The 21456-nt window shown below is 61.3% G+C and carries 18 protein-coding genes; 2 read left to right on the forward strand and 16 right to left on the reverse strand.

What is annotated here, in order from left to right; genetic code table 11:
• Nucleotides 1–240: 240 nt before the first annotated feature.
• Both DYL61_RS12305 and DYL61_RS12310 read left to right on the forward strand, forming a co-directional pair.
• On the forward strand, nt 241–1563 hold the full coding sequence (locus DYL61_RS12305; protein ID WP_135308522.1) for an OprD family porin: 1323 nt from the start codon (nt 241–243) through the stop codon (nt 1561–1563).
• Nucleotides 1564–1637: 74 nt separating this feature from the next.
• On the forward strand, nt 1638–3128 hold the full coding sequence (locus DYL61_RS12310; protein WP_135308523.1) for a diguanylate cyclase: 1491 nt from the start codon (nt 1638–1640) through the stop codon (nt 3126–3128).
• Nucleotides 3129–3323: 195 nt separating this feature from the next.
• Here DYL61_RS12310 and lpxC read toward each other — a convergent pair whose 3' ends face one another.
• The 16 genes from lpxC to mraZ all read right to left on the reverse strand — a co-directional run bounded on the left by lpxC (nt 3324) and on the right by mraZ (nt 21119).
• Nucleotides 3324–4235 (reverse strand): UDP-3-O-acyl-N-acetylglucosamine deacetylase, encoded by a 912-nt coding sequence (lpxC, locus tag DYL61_RS12315; protein ID WP_135308524.1) that lies wholly within the window; start codon nt 4233–4235, stop codon nt 3324–3326.
• A 112-nt stretch (nt 4236–4347) separates the two neighbouring features.
• Entirely contained in the window at nt 4348–5544 is a 1197-nt protein-coding gene (gene ftsZ / locus DYL61_RS12320) for a cell division protein FtsZ (RefSeq protein WP_003188685.1), read from the reverse strand.
• 65 nt (nt 5545–5609) lie between these two features.
• On the reverse strand, nt 5610–6872 hold the full coding sequence (ftsA, locus tag DYL61_RS12325) for a cell division protein FtsA (RefSeq protein WP_105696111.1): 1263 nt from the start codon (nt 6870–6872) through the stop codon (nt 5610–5612).
• Between the two features lie 15 nt (nt 6873–6887).
• A complete protein-coding gene (locus DYL61_RS12330; RefSeq protein WP_105696112.1) occupies nt 6888–7757 on the reverse strand; it encodes a cell division protein FtsQ/DivIB in 870 nt (289 codons plus the stop codon).
• 4 nt (nt 7758–7761) lie between these two features.
• Nucleotides 7762–8718: a D-alanine--D-alanine ligase gene (locus DYL61_RS12335; RefSeq protein ID WP_135308525.1), complete on the reverse strand. Its 957-nt coding sequence runs from the start codon at nt 8716–8718 to the stop codon at nt 7762–7764.
• Complete coding sequence (gene murC / locus DYL61_RS12340) at nt 8715–10160, reverse strand: UDP-N-acetylmuramate--L-alanine ligase (protein ID WP_105696114.1); 1446 nt, start codon at nt 10158–10160, stop codon at nt 8715–8717. Before murC ends, DYL61_RS12335 begins: the two co-directional genes overlap by 4 nt.
• A complete protein-coding gene (gene murG, locus DYL61_RS12345) occupies nt 10153–11223 on the reverse strand; it encodes an undecaprenyldiphospho-muramoylpentapeptide beta-N-acetylglucosaminyltransferase (RefSeq protein ID WP_135308526.1) in 1071 nt (356 codons plus the stop codon). The genes murC and murG overlap by 8 nt, the downstream gene beginning before the upstream one ends.
• Nucleotides 11213–12430, reverse strand: coding sequence for a putative lipid II flippase FtsW (gene ftsW, locus DYL61_RS12350; protein WP_105696116.1), 1218 nt, complete (start codon nt 12428–12430; stop codon nt 11213–11215). Before ftsW ends, murG begins: the two co-directional genes overlap by 11 nt.
• Nucleotides 12427–13773 (reverse strand): UDP-N-acetylmuramoyl-L-alanine--D-glutamate ligase, encoded by a 1347-nt coding sequence (gene murD / locus DYL61_RS12355; RefSeq protein WP_135308527.1) that lies wholly within the window; start codon nt 13771–13773, stop codon nt 12427–12429. The genes ftsW and murD overlap by 4 nt, the downstream gene beginning before the upstream one ends.
• Before the next feature lie 6 nt (nt 13774–13779).
• Entirely contained in the window at nt 13780–14862 is a 1083-nt protein-coding gene (gene mraY / locus DYL61_RS12360; protein WP_105696118.1) for a phospho-N-acetylmuramoyl-pentapeptide-transferase, read from the reverse strand.
• The gene (locus tag DYL61_RS12365) at nt 14862–16232 is read right to left on the reverse strand and encodes a UDP-N-acetylmuramoyl-tripeptide--D-alanyl-D-alanine ligase (protein WP_135308528.1); all 1371 of its coding nucleotides are present in this window, start codon (nt 16230–16232) and stop codon (nt 14862–14864) included. The genes mraY and DYL61_RS12365 overlap by 1 nt, the downstream gene beginning before the upstream one ends.
• Complete coding sequence (locus tag DYL61_RS12370; RefSeq protein WP_135308529.1) at nt 16225–17688, reverse strand: UDP-N-acetylmuramoyl-L-alanyl-D-glutamate--2,6-diaminopimelate ligase; 1464 nt, start codon at nt 17686–17688, stop codon at nt 16225–16227. Before DYL61_RS12370 ends, DYL61_RS12365 begins: the two co-directional genes overlap by 8 nt.
• The gene (locus DYL61_RS12375) at nt 17688–19430 is read right to left on the reverse strand and encodes a peptidoglycan D,D-transpeptidase FtsI family protein (protein WP_167497960.1); all 1743 of its coding nucleotides are present in this window, start codon (nt 19428–19430) and stop codon (nt 17688–17690) included. The genes DYL61_RS12370 and DYL61_RS12375 overlap by 1 nt, the downstream gene beginning before the upstream one ends.
• Nucleotides 19430–19723 carry a cell division protein FtsL gene (gene ftsL, locus DYL61_RS12380; protein ID WP_017738702.1) on the reverse strand — a complete coding sequence of 98 codons (294 nt, stop codon included), beginning with the start codon at nt 19721–19723 and terminating at the stop codon, nt 19430–19432. Before ftsL ends, DYL61_RS12375 begins: the two co-directional genes overlap by 1 nt.
• Nucleotides 19720–20667, reverse strand: coding sequence for a 16S rRNA (cytosine(1402)-N(4))-methyltransferase RsmH (gene rsmH / locus DYL61_RS12385; RefSeq protein WP_167497958.1), 948 nt, complete (start codon nt 20665–20667; stop codon nt 19720–19722). The genes ftsL and rsmH overlap by 4 nt, the downstream gene beginning before the upstream one ends.
• Entirely contained in the window at nt 20664–21119 is a 456-nt protein-coding gene (gene mraZ / locus DYL61_RS12390; RefSeq protein WP_003171868.1) for a division/cell wall cluster transcriptional repressor MraZ, read from the reverse strand. Before mraZ ends, rsmH begins: the two co-directional genes overlap by 4 nt.
• Between the last annotated feature and the right edge of the window lie 337 nt (nt 21120–21456).

The raw sequence follows: 21456 nt of genomic DNA on the forward strand, positions 1-21456 counted from the left end.
GTCATTATCTTGTTACACTCTGTATCGTACCGCTCGCCTGCGTTAATTTGACGCATCGATGAGCGCGACGGCAAAGACAGCTTTCCGCTTACCCGAATTTCCCTCGACTTTTTTCCAGGGCTCTACGCTGGGAATCTGTCTTAAAGCCGCTGACTTCAGCGGCTTTTTTTTGCCGTAAAAAAGGCCAGGCACACCCCTACGACATTGGCCGTTTACGATTGACCAAAGGAGCTCCAACCGGTGAAGAACTCGCTGACGTTCACCCCGTTATTCCTTGCGATTGCAGCAACGATTGCCCCTCTTGCCCACGCGGCAGACACCACCCCCGCCGACGGTTTCGTCGAAGGCGCCCACCTCAATATCAACGCCCGCAACTACTACATGAACCGCGACCGCCGCGACATTCACACCGATGACAGCAAGGAGTGGGGCCAGGGCTTCATCGGCATCTTCGAGTCCGGTTATACCCAAGGCACCGTCGGCTTCGGCCTGGATGTGAACGCCATGCTCGGCCTTAAGCTCGATGGCGGTGGCGGCACCGACGGCTCCAGCATCCTTCCGTACGGCAGCGGTAACGGCAAGGCGCCGGGTTCGTTCTCCACCGCGGGCGGCACCTTGAAAATGCGTGCGTTCGATACCGAGTTGAAAGCGGGCGACCTGTTCCTCAGCAACCCGGTGATCGCCGGCGGCGCGACGCGCATGCTGCCGCAGACGTTCCGTGGCGTCAGCCTGACCAACCACAGCTTCGACGGCTGGATGTTCGAAGGTGGCCAGGCCAGTTTCACCAAGCTCTACAACCAGAGCGGCCACAGCCGCATCGGCACCAGCTACGGTGCGCTACCCGACCACGGCGAGCCACAGCACATGAACTGGGCCGGTGTGTCGTTCAGCGGTATTCCCGGCGTGACCAGCAACCTCTACGCCTCCGAACTCAAGGACGTGTGGCACCAGTACTACTATGACCTGGACTACACCTACGCGCTGAATGACCTGGTCAGCTTTAACCCGGGCCTGCACTACTACCACACCCAGGACACCGGCCAATCGCGGCTGGGGGCCATCGACAACAACACCTACAGCCTGCATTTCACGGTGGCCATGGGTAACCACAGCGTCACGGCCGCTTACCAGCGGGTCAATGGCAACACGCCTTTTGACTACATCGCCCAGGGTGACAGCGTGTACCTGGACAACTCCCAGCAGTACTCGGACTTCAACGGGCCCAACGAGCGCTCGTGGAAACTCAAGTACGCCTACGACTTCGCCGGCCTCGGCCTGCCAGGCCTGACCTCGGCGGTGTCGTACATCAGCGGCAAGACCGACCTGACCAAGGTCGACCCGAAAAGCCGTGGCTACAGCAACTGGTACAGCGCCGACGGCAAAGACGCCAAGCACTGGGAACGCGATATCGACCTGAAATACGTGGTGCAGGGCGGCAAGGCCAAGGACCTGGCCGTGCGTCTGCAATGGGCGACCAACCGCGGCAGCAATGGCTACTCGGCGGTGGATCGGGACGTGGATGAATACCGCGTGATCGTCGACTACCCGATCAACGTGTTCTGAACGGGGGCGAGGGGGCACATACAACGGCGCATAACTACTAAGCTAGTGGCATCCTCGACGTAGAAGAACAGCCGATGAGCCCAAACCTCGCCCATCCCTCCCGCCGCCCGGAACGTTTATTGATTCTGGGCAGTGGCCTCACAGTCTTGCTGATCGTGATCATTGTCACGGCCCTGCTGATTCGTGAACACGCCAACACCCTGCAAACCGCCAAGCGCACAGCGAACAACATCACCCAACTGATCGACGCCGATGTGCTGCGCAATGTCGAACTCTATGACATGAGCGTCAAGGGCCTGATCGCCGCGACCGAGCGCAACGATTTACAGGGCGTCTCGGCCAGCATTCGGCATCTGGTGTTGTTCGACCGCTCCGCTGCGGCGCCCTACAAGGGCGATATCCTGCTATTGGACGCCAACGGCCAGGTCATCGCCGATTCAGCCCTGCTCACCCCCGCTACCGGCAACTTCGCCGATCGCGACTACTTTCAAGTGCATCGACAAAATCCGGAGGCCGGGCTGTATATCAGCCGCCCGTTTTTCGCGCGCTGCGTCTGTGAAGACCCATGGCGCATTGCATTCAGCCGGCGAGTCTCGGCGGCAGACGGGCGCTTTCAGGGCGTGGCGGTGGCGTCGATGCGTCTGTCTTACTTTCACCAACTGTTCAGCAGCCTGAATATCGGCAGCAACAGCACCATCAACCTGATCAACCACCAAGGCATCCTGCTGGCGCAACAGCCGTTGCTGGAAGCGGATATGGTCGACAAAGACCTGAGCCAACGCCCCAACGTCGCACGCATGCTGCGCGAGCGCGACGGAAGCTTCGAAAGCCTGTCCAGCGTGGATGGACAGGCACGTTTGTACAGTTTCTCGAATGTGGGCGACTTGCCGCTGGTCGTCGTCGTGGCGTTGTCCAGTGATGAAATCTTTGCGTCCTGGCGGCGCGCGGCGTGGTTGGTGAGTATTGCCACCGGCGTGTTATGCATCGGCCTGCTATGGCTGACCTGGATGCTGTGCATGGAGCTGCGCCGACGCCGGCGTGCCGAGCAGGTGCTGTCAGAACTGGCAGCCACCGATCCCCTCACCGGGCTCGCCAATCGTCGCGTCCTCGACGAACGCCTGCGCCTGGAGTGGGACCGCGCCCAGCGCTCAGCCGAGCCGCTGACGCTGCTGATGATCGACGTCGACCACTTCAAGGCCTTCAACGACCGCCACGGCCATCACGGCGGCGATGAGGCGTTGCGCACCGTGGCCGAGGTGATCGGCGCAAACATCCGTAGGCCCGCCGACCTGGCGGCGCGTTATGGCGGTGAGGAATTTGCGGTGGTGCTGCCCCATACCGACGCCAAGGGCGCCCTGGTCATCGCCGAACATATCCGCAGCGCCGTCGAGCACTTGCCTCGCGTGGCGGGGGATGAGCGGCCGATTACGGTAAGTATTGGCATGAGCACGTGGGACAAGCGCAGCCGTATGTCGTTGGAGGCCTTGTTGTTGAGTGCGGATCAGGCGTTGTACGAGGCCAAGCATACGGGGCGTAATCGGATTGTGGAGGCCCAACCTCTTTGAACTGTGAATGAAGCTAAGTGTGGGAGGAGGCTTGCCCCCGCTGGCGGTGTATCTGTGACAAATGCATTGACTGGCCCACTGCAATCGGGGGCAAGCCCCCTCCCACACTGGACCGGTGGTGATTTCAGAAATAGCAGACATAAAAAAAGGCCACCCGAAGGCAGCCTTTTAAAACTAAAGAAAGAGAGTTGTTACTTACACCGCCGCAACGGGACGCATGTAAGAGATCGGCGCGGTGCTGGCATCTTCGAAGGTCACGACTTCCCAAGCGTCTGTCTGCTCAATCAACTTGCGCAGCAGCTGGTTGTTAAGGGCGTGGCCCGACTTGAAGCCTTTGAACTCGCCTATCAGGCTATTGCCCAGCAGGTAGAGGTCACCGATTGCATCAAGGATCTTGTGCTTCACGAATTCGTCTTCATAACGAAGGCCGTCTTCGTTCAGTACACCATCCGAGTCGACCACAATGGCGTTTTCAACGCTGCCGCCGAGTGCGAGGTTGTGCTTGCGCAGGTACTCGATGTCACTCATGAAACCAAAGGTGCGGGCGCGGCTGACTTCTTTTACGAACGAAGTGCTGGAAAAATCCACGCTTGCACTTTGGGTGCGATCGCGGAATACCGGGTGATCGAAATCGATCTCAAAGCTCACTTTAAAGCCTTCGAACGGGACGAAGGTGGCGCGCTTGTCGCCGTCTTCTACTGTCACTTCCCGCAGAATGCGAATGAACTTCTTGGCTGCGTCCTGTTCTTCCAGGCCGGCAGATTGAATCAAGAATACGAAGGGTCCAGCGCTGCCATCCATGATCGGGACTTCGGACGCGGAGAGCTCGACGTAGGCGTTATCGATGCCCAGGCCAGCCATGGCCGAGAGCAAGTGCTCCACCGTGTCCACCTTGACGTCACCGTTGACCAATGTGGTCGACATAGTGGTTTCGCCAACGTTTTCCGCGCGAGCAGGAATATGCACGACAGGGTCCAGGTCGGCACGCACAAACACGATGCCGGTGTCGACAGGTGCAGGCTTGAGGGTCAGGTATACCTTCTCCCCGGAGTGCAGACCTACACCTGTGGCACGAATAATATTCTTCAGGGTGCGTTGTTTAATCATGGCTTGGACCGCTTCAGCGCAAATTGCGAACTGGTATCAACAAAGGCTGGCGATGATAGCAGACCAGACCTTTGCTGAACACCAATCACCTTCATAGCCCTGATACATTCCATTAATCGGCCTGACGACGCAGGAATGCCGGGATGTCCAGGTAGTCCAGATCATCTTGCGGATTCGGGCTACGGGACGCCGCAGCACCGGCCTGAGCCTGGTTGCGCATCACGGTCGGACGGTCCAGGTCGCGGTAGTTCACCGACGGCAGTTCCTGGCGCGCAGGTGCTGGAGCAGCAGCCGCCTGGCTCGCCTGGCTGGTGTGCAGGGTGTTGTCGATGACCTTCACAGGCTTCTCGATTTTTGCACCCAGGCCGGTTGCAACCACGGTCACGTGCAGTTCATCGCGCATGTCCGGATCAATCACGGTGCCGACTTTGACCATCGCGTGCTCGGAAGCGAAGGCTTCGATGATGCTACCCACGTCGGAGTACTCACCCAGGGACAGGTCAGGACCGGCGGTGATGTTCACCAGGATGCCGCGTGCACCTTGCAGGTTCACGTCTTCCAGCAGCGGGTTGCGGATGGCCGCTTCGGTGGCTTCGCGTGCACGGTTCGGACCGCTGGCGCAGCCAGTGCCCATCATCGCCATGCCCATTTCGCTCATCACGGTACGCACGTCGGCAAAGTCGACGTTGATCATGCCTGGGCGCTTGATGATGTCGGAGATACCGCGAACGGCACCGGCCAGTACATCGTCAGCCTTGGCGAACGCGGACAGCAGGCTCGCGTCCTTGCCCAGGATGGTCAGCAGCTTCTCGTTGGGGATGGTGATCAACGAGTCGACGCTTTCAGACAGCAGACGGATGCCTTCGTCGGCGATCTGCATACGCTTGCGACCTTCGAACGGGAACGGACGGGTCACGACTGCAACCGTCAGAATGCCCATTTCCTTGGCCACTTCGGCAATGATCGGCGCTGCACCGGTACCGGTACCGCCGCCCATGCCGGTGGTGATGAACACCATGTTGGTGCCTTGCAGCACTTCGGCGATGCGCTCGCGGTCTTCCAGGGCGGCTTGACGGCCGACTTCCGGGTTGGCGCCAGCACCAAGGCCCTTGGTCACGGCGGTGCCCAGTTGCAGGATGGTCCGCGCGCCGATGCTTTTCAGCGCCTGGGCATCAGTGTTGGCGCAGATGAACTCAACGCCTTCAATGTTGCTCTTGACCATGTGGTTGACAGCGTTGCCGCCGCCACCGCCGACACCGATCACTTTGATGACCGGGCTTGCGGGGATGTTGTCTACGAGTTCGAACATGTTCCCTCTCCTTTCATTTCTCTAGTTTTTTCGCCTACTGCTTCCAGCGGTGTTGCGGTAAATCGTTAGAAATTGCCTTGTACCCAGCTCTTGATGCGGTCCAGCAACGGTGCTTTTTCTTCGTCATCGTTGCGGTAGCTGTCACGGATGCTGGGGCCAGACAGGGAAATGCCGTCGGTCTGCTTTTGCAGGCCGTACAACAGCAAGCCCACGCCGGTGGAATAAATCGGGTTGCGGACCACGTCGCCCAGGCCTTTGACGCCATGGGGCACGCCCAGGCGAACCGGCATGTGAAAGATTTCCTCGGCCAGCTCGACCGCGCCTTCCATCTTCGAGGTGCCACCAGTCAGCACAATGCCGGCCGGGATCAAATCTTCGTAGCCGCTGCGGCGCAGTTCAGCCTGGATCAGCGTGAACAGTTCGTCGTAGCGCGGCTCAACCACTTCGGCCAACGCCTGGCGCGACAGTTCGCGCGGTGGACGGTCGCCCACGCTTGGCACCTTGATGGTCTCGCCGGCACCGGCCAGCTTGGCCAGGGCGCAGGCGTAGCGGATCTTGATTTCTTCGGCGTACTGGGTCGGGGTACGCAGCGCCATGGCGATGTCGTTGGTCACCTGGTCGCCGGCAATCGGGATCACGGCGGTGTGACGGATCGCACCCTCGGTGAAGATCGCGATGTCAGTGGTGCCGCCGCCGATGTCCACCAGGCACACGCCCAGTTCTTTTTCGTCGTCGGTCAGTACCGAGTAAGCCGAGGCCAACTGCTCAAGAATGATGTCGTCGATTTCCAGGCCGCAGCGGCGCACGCATTTTTCAATGTTCTGTGCGGCGTTGACGGCGCAGGTCACCACGTGGACCTTGGCTTCCAGACGTACGCCCGACATGCCCAGGGGCTCGCGAACGCCTTCCTGGTTGTCGATCACGTAGTCCTGCGGCAGGGTGTGTAGCACGCGCTGGTCTGCCGGGATCGCCACGGCCTGGGCGGCGTCGAGCACGCGCTCAAGGTCGGCGGAGCTGACTTCGCGGTCACGGATCGCCACGATGCCGTGGGAGTTCAGGCTGCGGATATGGTTGCCGGCCACGCCGACGAACGCCGAGTGAATCCGGCAACCGGCCATCAGCTGCGCTTCTTCGATAGCGCGCTGGATCGATTGCACGGTGGACTCGATGTTCACCACCACGCCCTTCTTCAGGCCCCGGGACGGATGCGTGCCAATACCGACGATCTCGATTACGCCGTCTTCACCGACCTCGCCCACCAGCGCCACCACCTTGGAGGTGCCGATATCGAGACCGACGATCATTTTGCCGCTTTGCACGTTTGCCATGGGTCCTGCCTCTTCTTAATTCTTCGCGACAGCGGGTTGCGCTGCCGTGGGCGCAGCCGGTTCACGCCAGCCGACGGCAAGGCCGTTGGCGTAACGCAGGTCGACGCTCGCAATGTTCGTAATCTGTTCTTTCAAGGTCTTGTCGTAGATGGCAATGAAGCGGCGCATCTTTTCCACCAAGCGGTCGCGTCCCAGCAACAACTGGATGCCCGGGCCGGAACTGCCTGCCCCGGTTGTCAAAAACCAGCTACCCCGTTCACGCAGTTCCAGGCGTGCAATGGAGAAGCCCAGTGGCCGCAGCATCTGGCTCAAGGCCTGGTACTGCTGCATCACTTGCTGTTGCGCCCGCTGCGGCCCGAACAGCTGCGGCAGGTGTTCATAGTTGGCCAGTTCACGCGGGGTGAACGCCTGGCCCTGGTTGTTCAACAGCGCTTCGTCACCCCAACGGGCCACGGGCAGTTGCTCTTCCAGGCGGATCGTCACCTGGTCCGGCCATACACGGCGGACTTCGGCGTGGGCGATCCACGGCATCTGTTCCAGCTCTGCGCGCATTCCGGCCAGGTCGATGGTGAAGAAACTCGCCGCCAGGAACGGACCGATGCGCTGCTGTACCGCTTGCTGGCTGATGTAGCTCAAGTCGCCCTGCACGCTGATCTTGGTGATCGGCCGGTCGGCATACGGCAACAGACGCTGGGCGCCCTCGTAGGTTCCGAACCCCAACACCACCAACAGCACCGGCCAGAACAGCGCCTTGAGGAAACCAAAGTTGGCTTTCGGCAGGCGCGCCGACATCGGCTCTTTAGCCACCATCCGGCTGGCACCCCGTGGCACCGGCTTGCGGCCGGGTGCTTGTGGGGGCTGATGACGAAGCGATGCGCCGTTCATGTCCTTAGCCTCGAACCTCAATGCTTGCTGCAAGGATCGCCAGCACCAATTGCTGGAAATCCAGACCGGCCGCGCGAGCAGCCATAGGGACCAGGCTGTGGTCGGTCATGCCCGGCGCCGTGTTGACTTCCAGGAACCAGAAGTTGCCCTGGTCGTCCTGCATCACGTCTGCCCGCGCCCAACCGGCGATACCCAGCGCCTCACAGGCTTTCGCCGTGAGGTCCATCAATTCCTGTTCCTTGGCTGCGTCGAGGCCGCACGGGATCCGGTACTGGGTATCGGAGGCCACGTACTTGGCGTCGTAGTCGTAAAAGGTGTGGGGCGTGCCCAATGCGATAGGCGGCAATACCTGGCCACGCAGGGTGGCGATGGTGTACTCGGGACCCTGGATCCACTGTTCCACCAACACTTGCGAATCGTAGGTACTTGCCGCTTTCCATGCGTCGATCAATTCGGCGGCCGAGTTCACTTTAGCCATGCCGATACTGGAGCCTTCATGGGCAGGTTTGACGATCAAAGGCAGGCCCAGTTCCTTGGCTGCAGAAATACAATCGTCTTCGCTGCACAGCACGCTGTGACGCGGGGTTGGAATGCCCAGGCTGTGCCACACCTGCTTGGTGCGCAACTTGTCCATGGCCAACGCGGAAGCGAGGATGCCACTGCCGGTGTAAGGGATGCCAGCACACTCCAGCAGGCCTTGCATGCTGCCGTCTTCACCGCCACGGCCGTGGAGGATGACGAAGGCGCGGTCGATCTTCTCGGCCTGCAGACGGGCGAGGAAGTCGTCGCCCACGTCGATACCGAAGGCATTCACACCGGCGCTTTGCAACGCTTCGAGCACGGCGTTGCCGGACTTGAGCGACACTTCGCGCTCGGCGCTCTTGCCGCCGAACAGCACGGCCACGCGGCCGAAGTCAGCCGGTGTGATGGTGGAGAACAGGGAGGCGTAGTCAGTGGTCATTTCGACTTCCCCTGGGCAGCGGCGAACAGCGGGCTCGCCAGCAATTTAGGGGCAAGGCCGCCAATGTCACCGGCACCCTGGCACAGCAGGATATCGCCGGCCCGCAGCAGCGGCTTGACGAGCGGCGCCAGGTCCACACCACGCTCGATGTAGATCGGGTCCAACTGGCCACGCTGGCGGATGCTGTTGCACAGCTTGCGGCTGTCGGCGCCGGGAATCGGTTCTTCACCGGCCGGGTACACCTCCATCAGCAGCAGCACGTTGGCATCGGCCAATACATTGACGAAATCATCGTACAAATCGCGGGTGCGGCTGTAGCGGTGCGGCTGGTAGACCATCACCAGGCGACGCTCCGGCCAGCCACCGCGTACGGCCTTGATCACGGCCGCAACTTCGGTCGGGTGGTGACCGTAGTCGTCCACCAGCATCACGTCACCGCCGTCTACCGGCAATTGGCCGTAGACCTGGAAGCGACGGCCCACGCCGGCAAAGCGCGACAGGCCTTCGACGATGGCTTCATCGCTGACGCCCTCGTCGGTGGCAATGCAGATGGTTGCCAGGGAGTTGAGCACGTTGTGGTTGCCCGGCATGTTCACCGACACATCCAACGGCTCGCGATCAGGACGCAACACGGTGAAGAAGGTTTGCATGCCCTCCTGGCGCACATTGATCGCGCGCACGTCGGCGTCTTCGCTGAAGCCGTAGGTCACGGTTGGGCGTTTGACCAGCGGCAGGATTTCGCGCACCACCGGATCGTCCAGGCACACCACGGCCAAACCGTAGAACGGCAGGTTGTGCAGGAACTCGACGAAGGTTTTCTTCAACTTGTTGAAGTCACCGTCGTAGGTGGCCATGTGGTCTTCGTCGATGTTGGTGACCACAGCAACCAGCGGTTGCAGGTGCAGGAAGCTGGCGTCACTTTCATCGGCTTCGGCGATCAGGTAGCGGCTGGTGCCGAGCTGTGCATTGGTGCCGGCTGCATTCAGTCGGCCACCGATGACGAAGGTCGGGTCCAGGCCACCGGCGGCGAACACCGAGGCGATCAGGCTGGTGGTGGTGGTTTTGCCGTGAGTACCGGCAACGGCGATGCCGTGGCGATAACGCATCAGCTCGGCGAGCATCTCGGCACGCGGCACCACCGGAATACGGCGCTCAAGGGCGGTGGCCACTTCCGGGTTGGAGGTGTTCACGGCGCTGGACACCACCAGCACGTCGGCTTCGGCAGCGTTCTCGGCGCGGTGGCCGATAAAGATTTGCGCACCGAAGGTTTTCAGGCGGTCGGTGACCGGCGACTCTTTCAAGTCAGAGCCGGACACCTGGTAGCCCAGGTTCAGCAACACTTCGGCAATGCCGCACATGCCCACGCCGCCGATGCCGACGAAGTGGATACGACGGATGCGGCGCATCTCCGGTTGCGGCATGGCTTTCTGATTCTCAACCATGGGCCACCTCCAGGCAGATATCGACCACGGTGCGGGTTGCGTCAGGCTTGGCCAGGCGGCTTGCGGTGCTCGCCATAGTGTTCAGTCGTTCCGGTTGCATCAAAACCTCGGTCAGGCGTGCGGCCAAATCGGCGGCGCCAGTCGTTCTTTGCGGCAGCAGGAAGGCAGCGCCCTCCCCGGCCAAATATTCGGCGTTGCGGGTCTGGTGATCGTCGATGGCGTGGGGCAAAGGCACCAGCAAGGACGGCAGACCGGCGGCGGCCAGTTCACTGACGGTCAGCGCGCCGGAGCGGCAGACCACCAGGTCGGCCCAGCCATAGGCTTGGGCCATGTCTTTGATGAAGGGCTGTACGTTCGCCTCCACACCGGCCTCGCGATAACGCGCGGCGGTGACTTCACCGTGGTTTTTGCCAGCCTGATGGAAGACTTCCGGGCGCAATTCCACAGGGAGTTGCGCCAGGGCCTCCGGCAGCAATTTGTTCAACGGCTCGGAGCCCAGGCTTCCGCCCATGATCAGCAGGTGCGCCTTGCGCCCGGCCAGGGCTTCGCGAGCGATGTCCATAAACAGTTCGGTGCGCACCGGGTTGCCGGTGGTGCGCAGTTTGTCCGATGCGCCAAAGGTCTTCGGGAAGGCCTCGCACACCCGTGCAGCCAACGGCACCAACAGTCGGTTGGCGGTTCCGGCCACGGCGTTCTGTTCGTGCACGATCACCGGTACGCCGGCGAGCTTGGCAGCAACACCACCGGGGCCGGTCACATAACCACCGAAACCGAGTACACACACCGGCTGCACTTCACGAATCACTTTGCGTGCCTGCCATACCGCCTTGAGCAACACGAACGGCGCCTTGAGCAAGGACAGCTTGCTCTTGCCACGCAGGCCGGCGACGTTGATCAGGTGCAGCGGCAGGCCGGCATTCGGCACCAGTTCATTTTCGATACCGCGCGGCGTGCCCAACCAGTGCACGGTGTAGCCACGGTTCTGGAACTCACGCGCACACGCCAGGGCCGGGAACACATGGCCCCCGGTGCCGCCCGCCATGATCAGCACGTTAGCGCCCATGGGATGGCTCCTCGGCAAAGTCGCTTTCACTGAATTCCATCTCTTCACTGCCCAAATGGGTTCGACTCTCCCACTCGATGCGCAGTAACAAGCCGAGACAGGCGCAGCAAATCACCAACGAACTGCCGCCGTAGCTGAGGAACGGCAAGGTCAGGCCCTTGGTCGGCAGCAGGCCGACGTTCACACCGATATTGATCAGGAACTGGCCGATCCACAGGAACGACAAGCCGTACGCCACGTAAGCGGCGAAATACTGTTTGGCCTTCTCGGCCCACAGGCCGATGTACATGCCGCGCACACACACGAACACGAACAGTGCGACGGTGCACAGCGAACCCACCACGCCCAGCTCTTCGGCAAGTACCGAGAACACGAAGTCGGTGTGCGCCTCTGGCAGGTAGAACTGCTTCTGCACGCTGTTGCCCAGGCCCACGCCCAGCCACTCGCCACGACCGAAGGCGATCAGCGCCTGGGTCAACTGGTAGCCGGAACCGAACTGGTCGGACCACGGGTCGGTAAACGTAATCAGACGGGCCATCCGGTAGGGTTGCGCCTGTACCAGAATCGTCACTGCCGCGACCGCCAGCACCACCATCAAGGTGAAGCGGAACAGGCCCACGCCGCCAAGGAACAGCATCGCCGCCGCCGCCCCCATCATCACGACGGTGGCACCGAAGTCGGGCTCCATCAGCAACAGGCCGGCCATGGGCAGCAGCACGATGAACGGCTTGAAGAAGCCCATCCAGCTTTCGCGCACTTCCTTCTGACGACGCACCAGGTAACCCGCGAGGTAGATCACCACGAACACCTTGGCGATTTCCGACGGCTGTACGTTGAACGCACCAAAGCCGATCCAGCGCATCGAACCGTTCACCTCGCGACCGATGCCGGGCACGATCACCATGACCAGCAAGCCGAACGCGCCGATCAGCATCAGCCAGCCCAGACGCTGCCAGGTGGCGATGGGAATCATCATGGTGACGATGCACGCGCCGAGGCCCAGCACCAGGTACACCAAGTGACGGATCATCATGTACAGGGTGTTGCCCGACTGCACGGCAGCCACTTCGGACGACGCTGAGGTGATCATCACCAGGCCCAGGCCCAGCAACGCCAGGCAACCGGCGAGCATCGGGAAATCCAGGTCGATGCCACGCCCGGTGATGATCGGCGACGGGTACGGCTTGATGATATTTCGAAAATTCATGCCAAGGCCTCCACGGCGCGTGCGAACAGCTGGCCGCGCTCTTCGTAGTTCTTGAACATGTCGAAACTGGCGCAGGCTGGCGACAGCAACACCGCATCGCCTGGCTGGGCCAAGGCTTTGCACTGGGCGATGGCGTCGTCCAGGGAGCTGGCGCGCACTTGCGGCACCGCATCACCGAGGGCGGCGGCAATCAGGTCGGAGTCACGGCCCATCAGCACCACGGCGCGGCAATGCTCGGCGGCCGGGCCCTTGAGGTCCTTGAAGTCGGCGCCCTTGCCGTCGCCACCGGCGATCAGCAGCAGCTTGCCTTCGATGTCGGCACCCAGGCCTTCAATGGCCGCCAGGGCGGCGCCCACATTGGTGGCCTTGGAGTCGTTGTAGTAGCTCACGCCATCGAGATCGCGCACCCACTGGCAGCGATGCTCAAGGCCGCCGAAGGTGCGCAGGGCCGACAGCATGGCGTCGAATGGCAGGCCGACGGCATGCCCCAGTGCCAAGGCCGCCAGGGCATTGGACTGGTTATGGGCGCCACGGATTTTCAGCTCGCGCACCGGCATCAGGTTCTGGAATTCGAAGGCCAGGTATTTCTCGCCGTTCTCTTCGCGAATGCCAAAGGCTTTGAAGTCGGGTTTACTCAGGCCGAAGGTCCAGCATGGCAGGCCCTCGCCCATCAACGGACGGCTCAGGGCATCCTGGCGGTTGACCACCACTTGCTTGGCGCCACGGAAGATCCGGTGCTTGGCCAGGTGGTAGGCCGGCAGGCCGCTGTAGCGGTCCATGTGGTCTTCACTCACGTTCAGCACGGTAGCCACTTCGGCACCGAGGTCATGGGTGGTTTCGAGCTGGAAGCTCGAAAGTTCCATCACGTACAGCTCGACGTCGTCGCTGAGCAGGTCCAGCGCCGGCGTGCCGAGGTTACCGCCCACGGCCACGCGTTTGCCGGCCGCAACCGCCATCTCGCCAACCAGGGTGGTCACGGTGCTTTTCGCGTTGGAACCGCTGATGGCCACGATGGGCGCCTGCGCGTTACGCGCGAACAGGTCGATATCGCCGGACAGCTTCACGCCACGCGCCGCAGCGGCTTGCAGGGCCGGTGTCGCCAGGGCCAGGCCGGGGCTCACGTAGAGCTCATCGGCACGGCACAGAAACTCGACATCCAGCTCGCCACAACGCACTTCCACGTGCGGGTAGTCACGGCGCAGCGTGACCAGCTCCGGTGGATTTTCCCGCGTATCGGCCACGGCAAACGGCTTGCCCCGGTTCGCCAGGAAGCGAACCAGGGACATGCCGCTCTTGCCGAGGCCGACAACGATGCGGAAGTGGTCTGAAGCGATCAAGGACACTCGTTTCTACCTCAGTTTCAGGGTGGCAAGGCCAACCAGTACCAGAATCACGGTGATGATCCAGAAACGCACGATCACGCGCGGCTCGGGCCAGCCCTTGAGTTCAAAGTGGTGGTGAATCGGCGCCATGCGGAACACGCGGCGCCCGGTCAATTTGAAGGAAGCCACCTGGATGACCACCGACAGGGTTTCCATCACAAACACGCCGCCCATGATGAACAGCACGATTTCCTGGCGAACGATCACCGCGATGGTGCCCAGGGCCGCACCCAGCGCCAGTGCGCCGACGTCACCCATGAAGACTTGCGCCGGGTAGGTGTTGAACCACAGGAAGCCCAGGCCGGCACCGATCAGCGCGCCACAGAATACGATCAGCTCGCCTGCGCCCGGCACGTACGGGATCAGCAGGTATTCAGCGAATTTTACGTTACCCGACAGGTAGCAGAAGATGCCGAGCGCGCCGCCCACCATCACCGTCGGCATGATCGCCAGGCCGTCGAGGCCGTCGGTAAGGTTCACCGCGTTGCTGGAGCCGACGATCACGAAATAGGTCAGCACCACGAAGCCCACGCCCAGGGGAATGCTGGCGTCCTTGAGCATCGGGATGATCAGGGTGGTTTCCACCGCGCTTGGCGCAGTCATGAACAAAAACACCGCTGCGCCCAGGCCAAACACCGACTGCCAGAAATACTTCCAGCGGCTTGGCAGGCCTTTCGAATTCTTTTCGATCACCTTGCGGTAGTCATCCACCCAACCAATGGCGCCGAACAGCAGGGTCACCAACAGCACCACCCATACGTAGCGGTTGTGCAGGTCGGCCCACAGCAAGGTGCTGATGCCGATAGACGAGAGGATCAGCGCGCCGCCCATGGTCGGGGTACCGGATTTGGACAGGTGCGACTGCGGGCCGTCATTACGAACCGATTGACCAATTTGCAGGTTCTGCAGGGTGCGGATCATCCACGGGCCCAAAAACAGCGACAAAGACAGCGCGGTCAGCACACCCAGGATCCCGCGCAGGGTCAGGTACTGAAAGACCGCGAAGCCTTTGTGGAACTGTTGCAGATACTCAGCCAGCAGCAGCAGCATTAATGTTTCTCCGTACTTGAACCACACAAAGCCACGACGACGTTTTCCATCACCGCGCTGCGCGATCCCTTGATCAAAATGGTTGTGTGTTGGTCTTGTTCAGTTGCGGTCAGTGCCTGGATCAATTCGGCCTGGGTCGCGAAATGCCGTGCGCCAGGGCCGAAGGCGTTGACGGCGTGGGCCATGTTTGGACCCACGGCATACAGCGCATCGGCCTTGCCGACCGCGTAGGCACCGACTTCGCGGTGGCCTTGTTCTGCCCAGTCACCCAGCTCGCCGATATCGCCCAATACCAGCACCTTGCGCCCGGCGAAGGTGTTGAGCAGGTCAGCGGCAGCATTGATAGAGGACGGGTTGGCGTTGTAGGTGTCGTCGATGACGCGCATGCCATTGGTTGCCAACTGCGCCACGGTACGGCCCTTGACCGGCTGCACCGCACCCAGGCCGGTGGCGATGCCGAACAGCGACACGCCCAGGGCGTAGGCCGCAGCGGCAGCAGCCAGGGCATTGGCGACGTTATGGTTGCCCAGCAGGTTCAGTTGCACCTGCTCACTGCCTTGCGGGGTGTGCAAGGTGAACGATGGGCAGCCACGGGCATCGACGGTGATGTCGGATGCGTAAAAATCAGCCGCGGCATTGAGTACGGCAAAGGTCAGCACCTTGCGACCGGCAGCGCGTAGACGCCAGGTCTCGAAAGCCTTGTCGTCAAGATTAAGCACGGCAGTGCCCGAGGCATCCAGGCCTTCAAGGATTTCGCCCTTGGCTTCGACGATCTTTTCCGGGCCGCCGAACTCACCGACGTGGGCGTTTCCGGCGTTGTTGATAATGGCCACGTGAGGCTTGGTCAGCGCCACGGTGTAAGCGATTTCGCCGATGCGCGAAGCCCCCAACTCGATCACCGCCGCCGTGTGTTCCGGGGCCAGTTCGAGCAGGGTCAGCGGTGCGCCGAAATCATTGTTCAGGTTGCCACGGGTGGCGAGCACCGGGCCGCGCGTGCGCAGGATACCGGCCAGCAGTTCCTTGACCGTGGTCTTGCCGCTGGAGCCGGTGATGGCTGCAACCGGCTTGTCGAACGCCGCACGATTCAAGGCACCCAGTTGACCAAGCGCCAAACGGGTATCGGCAACCAGCAACTGCGGCAGGGTGGAATCGGCCACTTCGCGTTGCACCAAGGCACCCACGGCACCTTTGGCGGCGACATCGTTGAGGTAGTCATGACCATCGAAACGCGGGCCCGCCAGCGCAACAAACAACTGCCCCGGCTTGATGGCGCGGCTGTCGATACTCACACCGTCGAAACTGCAATCGCTCGACAGCACACGGGCCGACAGGGCTTGGGTCAGTTCGCTGAACTTCATCGCCTTAAGCATGGGCAACCTCCCAGGCGGTCAAGGCATGATCGGCCTCGACCAGATCGGAGAAGGCATGCCGTTCGCCGTTGATTTCCTGGTAGTCCTCGTGGCCTTTGCCGGCCAGCACCACCACATCGTCAACATTGGCGCTGGCGATCAATTGGGCGATGGCTACGCCGCGACCGGCAACGAAGGTGGCCTTGGACACGTCTTTGAAGCCTGTGCGGATATCGTCGAAAATCTGGCTCGGGTCTTCGCTGCGCGGGTTGTCGTCGGTAACGAGTACGCCGTCGGCCAGACGCTCGACAATTTCGGCCATCAGTGGGCGCTTGCCGCGATCACGATCACCGCCGCAACCGAACAGGCACAGCAATTTGCCCTTGGCATGCGGGCGCAGGGCTTCCAGTACTTTTTCCAGCGCGTCCGGGGTGTGGGCGTAATCGACCACCACCAGCGGCTGCTTGCCGCCACCCAGGCGTTGCATACGGCCAACCGGGCCTTCGAGCTTGGGCAGCACGTTGAGAATTTCGTCGAGGGCGTAGTCCAGGCCCAGCAACGCGCCGATGGCGGCGAGGACATTGCTCAGGTTGAAACGGCCGAGCAAGGTGCTGCGCAGGAGGTGCTCGCCCTGGGGCGTGACCAAGGTGGCGCGCACGCCTTCATCATCAAACTGGGCGGCACGGCAATACAGGTACGCGCTGGCGTCTTTCAGGCTGTAGCTGATCAGGCGCGATTCGCGGTCTTCGGCAGCCAATTGGCGACCGAATTCGTCGTCCAGGTTCACTACGCGGCACTTGAGGTCATTCCAGGCAAACAGCTTGGCCTTCTCGGCAGCGTAGGCCTCCATGGTGCCGTGGTAATCCAGGTGGTCACGGGACAGGTTGGTCATCACCGCCACATCAAAGGCCAACGCAGCAACACGGCCCTGGTGCAAGCCGTGGGACGACACTTCCATGGCCACCGCCTTGGCACCGGCCTTTTTCAGGTCGGCCAGGGTCGCTTGCACGGCGATCGGGTTGGGCGTGGTGTGCAGGCCGCTTTGCAGCGCGCCATAAAAACCGGTGCCGAGGGTGCCGACAATGCCGCAGTGCTGGCCCAACAGGTCAAGCGCCTGGGCGACCAATTGGGTCACGCTGGTCTTGCCGTTGGTGCCGGTCACGCCGACCAGGTTGAGGTGGCGGCTCGGCTCACCATAGAAACGCCCGGCGATATCCGACAGCTGTTTGGCCAGGCCCTTGACCGGAATCAACGGCACATCGGTGATCGGCAGCACGGTGGCACCTTCGACTTCATAGGCAACCGCCGCCGCGCCGCGCTGCAAGGCATCGGCGATATGCGCACGGCCATCGTATTTGCCGCCCGGCACCGCCAGGAACAAGTCACCGGCGCGTACATTGCGGCTGTCCAGGCTCAATTCGCGAATCAGCAGATCGCGGCCGGCATGGGCGAAAATCTTGTTCAGGCTAAGAGACATCAGCCGCGCCCTCCGTTGGCTTTGGCAGCTGCGGCCGGTGGTCCGGCGTTCGCTTGTTGGGTCGGCGGCAGGTTGTCCGGTGTGATGTTCATCAGGCGCAGGGTGCCGGACATCACTTTGCTGAACACCGGCGCCGAGACCAGGCCACCGAAGTAGCCCGCTTTACTCGGTTCATCGATCACTACGACGATGGCGTAGCGCGGATCGCTCATTGGGCCAAAACCGGCAAACAGCGAGCGATAGGAGTTTTCTGCATAGCCCTTGGTGCCCACCGACGTTTTACGCGCGGTACCGGACTTGCCTGCTACGTGATACGCCGGCACCTGGGCACGGAATACGCCGCGTGGCGCTTCGATCACTTGTTGCAGCATGCCTTGCATGGTCTTGGCGACGTTTTCCGGGATCACCTGGGTGGCTTTCGGCGGCTCGTCAACGTGGATCAGGCTCAGCGGCACCATGCGGCCATTGTTGGCCAGCACCGAGAAGGCGTGGGCCAACTGGATCGCCGTCACCGAGATGCCGTAGCCATAGGAAAGCGTGGCGGTCTCGGCTTTTTTCCAGTCGCGGTAGTTCGGCAGGTTGCCGACGCGCTCACCAGGGAAATCCAGGCCGGTAGGTTGGCCCAGGCCGATTTTCTGGGCCAGGTGATAGATGGTTTCGCCACCGATATCGAAAGCCACCTTACTCATGCCCACGTTACTGGAGTTGATCAGGATACCTGTCAGATCCAACACTGGGCCTTCGGTGCGCGATACGTCACGAATCGTGTATTTGCCCAACTGCAACGTACCCGGATACACCTCGACCTTGTCGCTGGGTTTCCAGCGCCCGGTTTCGAGGGCGGCACTCATGGAGATGGCTTTCATGGTCGAACCTGGCTCGAACACGTCGATCATCGCGCGGTTGCGCATCATCGCCGGTTGCAGGTTGCGACGGTTGTTCGGGTTGTAGGTCGGCTGGTTGACCATGGCGAGGATCTCGCCGGTCTTGACGTCCATGATCACCAGGCTACCGGCCTTGGCGCCGTTCTCGATGATCGCGTTGCGCAGCTCACGGTTGGCCAGGTATTGCAGACGCAAGTCAATCGACAACGCCAAGGGCTTACCGGCCTTGGCGTTTTTGGTGACCTGGACATCCTTGATCAGTCTGCCGCGCCGATCCTTGATGACTTGTCGTTTGCCGGGCACCCCGGCGAGCCATTCATCGTAGGCGAGTTCCACGCCCTCACGACCGTGATCATCGATGTCGGTGAAGCCGACCATATGGGCGGTGGTTTCACCCGCCGGGTAGAAACGCCGGAATTCCTCGATGCCGTAGACACCGGGGACTTTAAGGTCGAGCACTTGCTGACCCTGCTCAGGGGTCAGGCCGCGAACCAGGTAGATGAACTCTTTATTGGCCTGGGCCTCAAGTCGTTCCGCCAACGCTTTAGGATCCTGGCCAAGCGCGGCGGCGAGTGCCGGCCAGCGATCCTTGGCAACCTGCAGTTCCTTGGCGTTGGCCCACAGGGTGGTCACCGGGGTACTGACGGCCAAAGGCTCGCCGTTACGGTCGGTGATCAGGCCGCGGTGTGCAGGAATCGGGATATGACGCAGACTGCGGGCATCGCCCTGGCCGATCAGGAAGTCACGGTCCACCACTTGCAGATCGATGATCCGCCAGGCGATCGCACCCACCATCAATGCCAGCAAGCCGAGCATCAGGCGGAAGCGCCATGGGTAAAGTGCGCCTTCGAGTTTCATCATGGCGCCACCATGCGGACTTCGGCCGCGCCGGGAATGTGCATTTTCAGTTGTTCGGTGGCCAGCACTTCGATGCGGCTGTGGGCCGTCCAGGTGCTTTGCTCGAGGATCAACCGGCCCCACTCGGCTTGTGCCTTGTCACGCACACTCAACTCCCCGTACAGGGTGTTGAGCAATTGACGGTTGTAGTGCGCGCTGTAGGACACCGCAATCGCGGACACCAGCACGCCGACGTACAACAGCATCATAAAGAAGCTGCCGCCCGGGAGGGGCTTGGCGAAAAGCTTGCTCACCGCAACTTCTCCGCGACACGCATGACGGCGCTACGGGAACGTGGGTTGGCCTTGAGTTCGGCTTCGGAAGCGAACTGCGCTTTGCCATGGATTTTGATTTTCGGCACAAAGGCTTCGAAACGTACCGGCAGGTTGCGCGGCAGGTTGTCGGACTCGCCCTTGACCAGGCGACGCATGAACAATTTGACGATGCGGTCTTCCAGGGAATGGAAGCTGATCACCACCAGGCGACCGCCCACTTCCAGTGCATCCAGGGCAGCCTCGAGGCCCGCCTCCAGATCGCCCAGTTCGTTATTGACGTGAATGCGCAGGCCCTGGAACGCACGGGTCGCCGGGTTCTTGCCCTTCTCCCAGGCCGGGTTGGCGACTTTGAGCACTTCGGCCAGATCGGCGGTACGTTCGAACGGCTGGATTTCGCGACGCTCGACCACGGCACGGGCCATGCGGCCGGCGAAGCGCTCCTCACCGTATTCCTTGAATACGCGGGCGATTTCTTCGTGGGGAGCGGTGGCAATGAACTCGGCAGCGCTGATGCCGCGAGTCGGGTCCATGCGCATGTCGAGCGGGCCGTCGTTCATGAAACTGAAACCGCGTTCAGGGTCGTCGAGCTGCGGCGAAGACACGCCCAGGTCGAGCAAAACCCCGGCCACCTTGCCCGCCATGCCACGCTCGGCGACTTCGGCGCCCAGCTCGGCAAAGCTGCGCTGTACAACGACAAAGCGGCCGTCTTCGGCCGCTAGCGCTTGCCCGGTGGCAATCGCTTGAGGGTCTTTGTCGAATCCGAGGAGTTTGCCGTCGGACCCGAGCTGGCTGAGTATCAAGCGGCTATGCCCGCCCCTGCCGAAGGTGCCATCCAAATAGCAGCCATCCGCGCGTACGGCGAGAGCCTCGACGGCTTCGTCAAGCAGTACGGTGATGTGGTTAAAGCCGCTATCAATAGTCACAGGATCAAATCACGCAGTTCATCAGGCATCGCGCCCGGTTGTTGAATAGCAGCCAGGTCAGCTGCAGAAACAGCATCCCAGGCATCTTCGTCCCACAATTGGAACTTGTTCAGTTGGCCCACCAGCATTGCGCGCTTATCCAGCTTGGCGTACTCGCGCAAACGCGGCGGCACCAGGAAACGACCACTGCCATCGAGCTCGAGGTCGACGGCATTACCAATCAGCAAACGTTGCAGACGGCGGTTTTCTTCGCGCAATGAAGGCAGCGCGCGCAACTTGGTTTCAATCAACTCCCACTCATCGAGGGGGTAAACACACAAACAGGGATCAACGGCATCAATGGTGATGATTAACTGCCCGGAACTTCGCGAAATGAGCTCGTCACGATACCGGCTCGGCATGGCGAGACGGCCTTTTGCATCGAGACTGATAGCGTTAGCTCCGCGAAACACAGATGCGTTTCTCCAAATTTTAGCGTTTTACGTTCAAAAAACCCACTTTGTGCCACTTTCCGCCACTTGCGCACACTATAGGAATGCGCCCACCACACCGTCAAGGCGCGGATTCAAGGAAAAGCCTTACAGAACGGAGATTTAGGATCGTAAAAGGAGGAGAAACCAGAGTTCGGCGATGTTTTTGACCCAGCAAGCACAAATAACTCAAAGCGCTATGGCTTAAAGTTAAAGTGATTTATTAAGAGTAAGATTTTTTTGGTATTACGAAGATGCATCTGCCAATGATTCGGCAGGGAGGGATTCTTGCGTTATTACCGGGTTTCTGCCCGAGATT

Source organism: Pseudomonas nabeulensis, assembly GCF_004682045.1.
In the GTDB taxonomy this organism is placed as follows: Bacteria; Pseudomonadota; Gammaproteobacteria; order Pseudomonadales; family Pseudomonadaceae; genus Aquipseudomonas; species Aquipseudomonas nabeulensis.